This window comes from Kitasatospora sp. NPDC093806 (assembly GCF_040683335.1).
GTDB lineage: Bacteria > Actinomycetota > Actinomycetes > Streptomycetales > Streptomycetaceae > Kitasatospora.
Genome location: NZ_JBFBDO010000203.1, coordinates 1 through 5,579, shown reverse-complemented (window position 1 = coordinate 5,579; position 5,579 = coordinate 1). Strand labels below are relative to the sequence as shown.

The window sequence follows — 5,579 nt, the reverse complement described above, 5'->3', positions numbered from 1 at the left end:
TGGGACACCCTGCCGGTGCCGGACACCTTCGATCAGAAGGGCCTCGCGGCGGGTGGTGCGACCGGCGACCCGCTCGGTGGGCCTTCGGCGCCGGGGGCCGCTGCGGTGGCGGCGGCCGTCCCGTTGGCGGCCTGGCAGCGGCGGCGCGCGAACCGGACGGAGCGCACGGGGGAGTGAGACGCCGGGGCCGCCGCCGTCACCCGGTCGTGCCGGGGGCGGCGGCGGGCGCGTTCACGCCGGCCGCGTTCAGGCAGGGCGGGCTCAGGCCGGGCCGTGCCAGCCCGGGCCCGTGCCGTACCGGGCGAGGAAGAGGTCGACGCCCGCCTCGACGATCCGGGTGAGCTCGGCCTCGTCCACCGGGGTGGCGGGGGCGAAGGTGTGCGTCAGCTGCGGGATGCCGACGGTGGCGGCCACCAGCTGCTGGACGGCCAGCTTCGGGTCCGGCACGTGCAGTTCGCCCTTGGCGGCCAGCTCGGTGAGCAACTCGACCAGCGGGGCGTTGTTCATGTCGTAGGTGACCCGGTACCAGAGCTGGCCGAGCTGCGGGAAGCGGTCGATCTCGCCGATCACCAGGCGGCGCAGCAGCATGATCTCGGGGCGCAGCAGGATCCGGGTCAGCTCATCGGCGTGACGGACGAGCGCGGTGCGCAGGTCGGGGGCGTCGGCGAGGGTGCGGGCGGGCGGCGTCAGATCGGCGTAGGTGGTGGGCAGGACACCGCCGACGACGGCCAGGAACAGCCGCTCCTTGCTGCCGAAGTGCTTGTAGATGGTGGCCTTGGAGACCCCCGACCGGCCGGTGATGGTGTCCATCGAGGCGGCGGAGTACCCCTCGGCGAGGAACTCGGCGAGGGCGGCGTCGATGATGGCCTGGCGCTTGCGGGCGGCGGCGTCACCCGGCTCCGGGATGATCGGGATGCCGTACTCGTCGGTCGCGTCCTGCTGCTCGGCTCCCATGCGGCTGTCCTTCGTACGGTGTGGGGGAGGGTGGTGCTGGGGGTGAAACTGATCGGTCAGTATATGAACTGAACCGTTTGGTCGGCAAAGGCCGCGATCACCGGACCGGCGGCGACACCGGCCGGGAAGGCCAGGTTGAACAGGCCGATCGCACCGCCCCGCCGCTCGGGCGGGAGGCCGTTGACGGCGGCGGCGGTGAGCACCCCCTGTCCGCCCGCCGTGACCAGCGAACTGACCCCCGAACCGAGCAGCACGACCGCCGGCCACGGTGCGAACGCCGCCGCCCCGGCCGCCGCCAGCGAACCCGCCGCGAGGACCGTCCGGACCCGGCCGGTGCCCAGCGCGGGGGCCGCCCGGACCAGCTGCCAGGAGAGCAGCGCACCGGCCAGCGCGACCGCCGCGACGGCGGCCCCGGTCGGCAGGGTGCCCCAGCCGGAGAGCACCGCGACGCGGCGCGGGGCGCCGTACACCAGGGCGAAGTTGACGGTGGCGAGGGCGAGCATCAGCAGGGCGGGCCGCCGGAAGGCGCGGTCGCGCAGCAGGCCGAGCGGGAGTGCCGCGCCGGGGCTGCTGTCCGGGCCGGTGCGGGGCGTCGTCGGGCCGGCCGAGCGCAGGGCGGCGGGGAGGACCGCGAGCGCGAGCAGCGGCAGGACCAGCGCGGCCCGCCAGCCGAACGCCTGGGCCACGCCTGCCCCGGCGAAGAGTCCGAGGGTGCCGCCGGTCGCGTTGCCGATCGCGACGACCCCGGTGGAGCGGCCGGACGGGACGCGCCCGGCGATCCGGAACGCCGCGATGGTGAGGCCCGCCGCCCCGGCGGCCTCCACCGCCCGGCCGGCGATCAACGCGGGCAGGGCGGGCAGGGCGGCCGGCGCGGCCAGGACCAGTGCGGCGCCGAGAGCGACCAGGACGGCGCCGGCCCGGATCAGGGTGCCGGGGCCGCGCCGCCCTGCGGTGCCGGCCAGCAGCGGGGTGCCGACCAGCAGGCCCAGGCCGTACGCGGTCATCAGCCAGGCGACCGAGCCGGCCGGGGCGTTCAGGGCCTGCGCTGCGGCGGGCAGGGCCAGGCTCGGGCCGGAGATGCCGCTCGCGACGGCGGCGACCAGCGCGGCGGCGGGCAGCGCCGCCGTGGACCGCCGACGGGCGGGGCCGGCGGGGGCGGTAGCGGGAACGGGGCGCGTAGCTGCGGCGGGGACCGGGACGACGGACGCGGTCATACCGGCATCCGCCCCATCAGACCCCGGGCGAAGTCCTGCTCGGCCCGGCGGAGCTCGGCCGCCGTGTTCATCACGAACGGTCCGCTGCGGGCGACCGGTTCGCCGATCGGCTCGCCCGCCAGGACCAGCACCTCGGCGGGCCCGTCGACGGCCCGGACGGTGAACCGCTCGCCGTCCCGGGCGAGGACCGCGAGGTGGCCGTCCGGCAGCGGGACGCCGGCGGTGTCGGCCTGGCCGGTCATCGTGTAGAGCGCGGCGTTGTGGTGGGCGGGCGCGGTGAACTCGGCCCGGCCGCCGGCCGCGAGCCGGGCGTGCACCACCAGGACCGGTGTCCGGGTCTCGAAGGGCGAGGTCACGCCGTGGGTGGTCCCGGCGAGGACGGTCAGTTCGGCGCCGTCCGGGGTGCTGACCACCGGGAGGTCGGCGGCCTCGGCGTTCTGGCTGCGCGGCGGCAGGGACTTGTCGCGGGTGGGCAGGTTCACCCAGATCTGCAGCAGGTGCTGGAGCCCGCCGGCGGCGAGGAACTCCGGTGTCGGCAGCGCCTCGTGGACGATGCCGGAGCCCGCGGTCAGCCACTGCACGCCGCCCGCGCGGACCACGGCCCGGTGGCCGCGCGAGTCGGCGTTCGCGATGTCGCCGCTGATGACGTACTGGATCGTCTCGAAGCCGCGGTGCGGGTGCGGGGGAGCGCCCTTGGCCTCACCGGGCCCGAGGTCCACCGGACCGACCTGGTCGACCATCAGGAACGGGTCCAGGAGGGGGAGGTCGGCGGTGGGGAAGGGCCGCCGGACCGGGAAGCCGGCGCCCTCGTAGGTGTGGAACGGGCGGGCGACGCGGGCGACGGAGCGTCCGGTCGCCTGAGCGGTGCTTGCGGGTGTCGTGGTCATGGTTCGAATGAACTATACGATTCAGTTCACTGTCAAGACTGAACCGTCCAGTTGACACAACTGAACTGATCCGTTTAGTTTTCTCGTTGTCGGCAGCACCGCCTGCCGCACCGTCACCCGCACACTCCACGCAACACTCCACGCTCACTCCCCAAGGAGCCCCGCCATGACCGCGACCGCGTCCAAGATCTTCGCCATCTCCGGCTCGCTGCGCGCCGACTCGCTCAACACCCGGCTCCTGAGCGCCGCTCAGAAGTTCAACCCGAGCGGCCAGGAGATCGAGATCTACGAGGGCCTGCGCGACATCCCGCCGTACGACCTGGACCTGGACACCCCCGAGCTGCGGCCCGCCGTCGTCCAGGACCTGCGCCGCCGGGTCGCGGAGGCCGACGGCCTGCTGATCGCCACCCCGGAGTTCAACTACTCCATCCCCGGCGTGCTCAAGAACGCCATCGACTGGCTGAGCACCGACTGGACCCGCACCGAGGGCCTGCCGCTGCACCGCAAGCCCGCCGCCATCCTCGGCGCCGCGCCGACCAACTTCGGCACCGTCCGCGCCCAGCTGGCCCTCCGCCAGGTCTTCGTCTGGACCGAGACCGACGTCGTGGTGAAGCCCGAGGTCATCGTCTTCCGGGCGCACGAGCGCTTCGACGAGGAGGGCAACCTCACCGACGAGACCACCATCGGCCTGCTCCAGGGGCTGCTCACCGCCCTCCAGGAGAAGATCGACGCCAACGCGGCCCGCGCGGCGCGCTGACCGCCCGGCCACGACACCGGACCAGGGGATCCCACCATGACGAGGGCTACGACCACCGTCACCGCGACCCACCTCGGCACCGCGACCGTCCTGCTGCGGATCGGCGACCTGACCGTCCTCACCGACCCCGCACTTGACCCCGGCCCCGCCGACTACCCGGCGGCCCGCCCGCTGCGCCGCACCGCCGGCCCGGCGCTCACCGCCGACCGACTGCCGCCCGTCGACCTCGTGCTGCTCTCGCACGACCAGCACGCCGACAACCTCGACCCGACCGGCCGGACCGTCCTCGCCCGCGCCGCCACCGTGCTCACCACCCCGGAGGCCGCCGAACGGCTCGGCGGAACGGCCGAGGGTCTGGCCACCTGGGAGAGCCGTCGGATCACCGTCGGCGCCACCACCGTCACCGTGACCGCCACGCCGGCCCGGCACGGACCGGCCGGCACCGAGGCCGTCACCGGGCCGGTCACCGGCTTCGTCGTCGAGTACGACGGCGGCACCCTCTACCTGTCCGGCGACACCGTCCGCCACGACGCGCTGACCGCGATCGCCGAACGCTTCGACATCGACACCGCCTTCCTGCACCTGGGCGACGCCCACTTCCCGTCCACCGGGGAGCACGCCTTCTCGATGAGCGCCCGGGAAGGGGCCGAACTCGCCCGCACGCTCGGCGCCCGCACCGTCGTTCCGGTGCACTACGACTCCTGGGAACACCTCGGCGAGGACCCGGCCCGGATCGCGGAGGCCTTCGCGGCACCCGACCTGGCGGGCCGCCTGCGCCGGCTGGTCCCGGGCGTCCCCGAGCGGCTCTGAGCTCGCACCCCTGCCGCCGACCACCTGTTACTCGACCACCCGCCGCCCGTCAGAACCGGACCCAGCGAAGGAGCACACCGATGTCCACCACGACCACCGCCACCGCCGTCACCGCCGCCACGACGCCCGCCGAAGCCACCGCGTACGGCGAGGTGCGCCACCACACCGTCGAGATCGACGGCCTGCCGGTCTTCTACCGGGAGGCGGGCGACCCGGCCAAGCCGACCCTGGTCCTGCTGCACGGCTTCCCCAGCAGCTCCGCGATGTTCCGCAACCTGCTCCGCGACCTCGCCGACTCCTACCACCTGGTCGCCCCCGACCACGTGGGCTTCGGGCAGTCCGCCACCCCACCCGTCGGTGAGTTCGCCTACGGCTTCGAGAAACTGACCGAGTACACGCTCGCCCTGCTCGACACCCTCGGCATCGACCGCTTCGCCCTCTACATCCAGGACTACGGCGCGCCGATCGGCCTGCGGATCGCCTCCCGGCACCCGGAGCGGGTCACCGCCCTGATCAGCCAGAGCGGCAACGCCTACCTGGAGGGCTTCACCCCGTTCTGGGACGTGCTGTTCGCCCACGCCGAGGACCGGGCCGCCCACGAGCCCGCCGTCCGCGAACTGCTCACCGCCGGGGCCACCCGCTGGCAGTACGTCCACGGCGTGCCGGCCGACCGGCTGGACCGGCTCTCGCCGGACACCTGGACCCTCGACCAGGCCGGGCTCGACCGCCCCGGCAACCGGGAGATCCAGCTCCAGCTGTTCTGGGACTACCAGTTCAACCTCGACGGCTACCCGGCCTTCCAGGAGTACCTCCGCACCCACCGGCCGCCCACGCTGGTCGCCTGGGGCCGCAACGACGAGATCGTCACCCCGTCCGGCCTCGGCCCGGACGCCGTCACCTCCCGGCTCGCCGACGTCGGCGCGCCCCGGCTGCGGCGGCTGCTCGCCGGGCTGAAGG

Annotated in this window: 6 protein-coding genes; 3 read left to right on the top strand and 3 right to left on the bottom strand. The window is 74.5% G+C overall.

Features of this window, described 5'->3' with window-relative positions:
- Positions 1-261: 261 nt before the first annotated feature.
- Genes AB0N76_RS38895 through AB0N76_RS38885 form a run of 3 tightly spaced genes read right to left on the bottom strand, consistent with a single transcriptional unit; the run spans position 262 to position 3,055 of the window.
- Positions 262-954 carry a TetR/AcrR family transcriptional regulator gene (locus tag AB0N76_RS38895; RefSeq protein ID WP_363565584.1) on the bottom strand — a complete coding sequence of 231 codons (693 nt, stop codon included), beginning with the start codon at positions 952-954 and terminating at the stop codon, positions 262-264.
- Between the two features lie 56 nt (positions 955-1,010).
- Positions 1,011-2,168, bottom strand: coding sequence for an MFS transporter (locus AB0N76_RS38890; protein ID WP_363565583.1), 1,158 nt, complete (start codon positions 2,166-2,168; stop codon positions 1,011-1,013).
- Positions 2,165-3,055: a pirin family protein gene (locus AB0N76_RS38885; protein WP_363565582.1), complete on the bottom strand. Its 891-nt coding sequence runs from the start codon at positions 3,053-3,055 to the stop codon at positions 2,165-2,167. The genes AB0N76_RS38890 and AB0N76_RS38885 overlap by 4 nt, the downstream gene beginning before the upstream one ends.
- A 166-nt stretch (positions 3,056-3,221) precedes the next feature.
- Here AB0N76_RS38885 and AB0N76_RS38880 point away from each other — a divergent pair, with 166 nt between their 5' ends.
- From AB0N76_RS38880 to AB0N76_RS38870, 3 genes are all read left to right on the top strand, one after another.
- On the top strand, positions 3,222-3,812 hold the full coding sequence (locus AB0N76_RS38880) for an NADPH-dependent FMN reductase (RefSeq protein WP_363565581.1): 591 nt from the start codon (positions 3,222-3,224) through the stop codon (positions 3,810-3,812).
- A gap of 36 nt (positions 3,813-3,848) precedes the next feature.
- Entirely contained in the window at positions 3,849-4,622 is a 774-nt protein-coding gene (locus AB0N76_RS38875; RefSeq protein WP_363565580.1) for an MBL fold metallo-hydrolase, read from the top strand.
- Between the two features lie 80 nt (positions 4,623-4,702).
- A partial coding sequence (locus AB0N76_RS38870) for an alpha/beta hydrolase (protein WP_363565579.1) occupies positions 4,703-5,579 on the top strand: 877 nt, incomplete at its 3' end.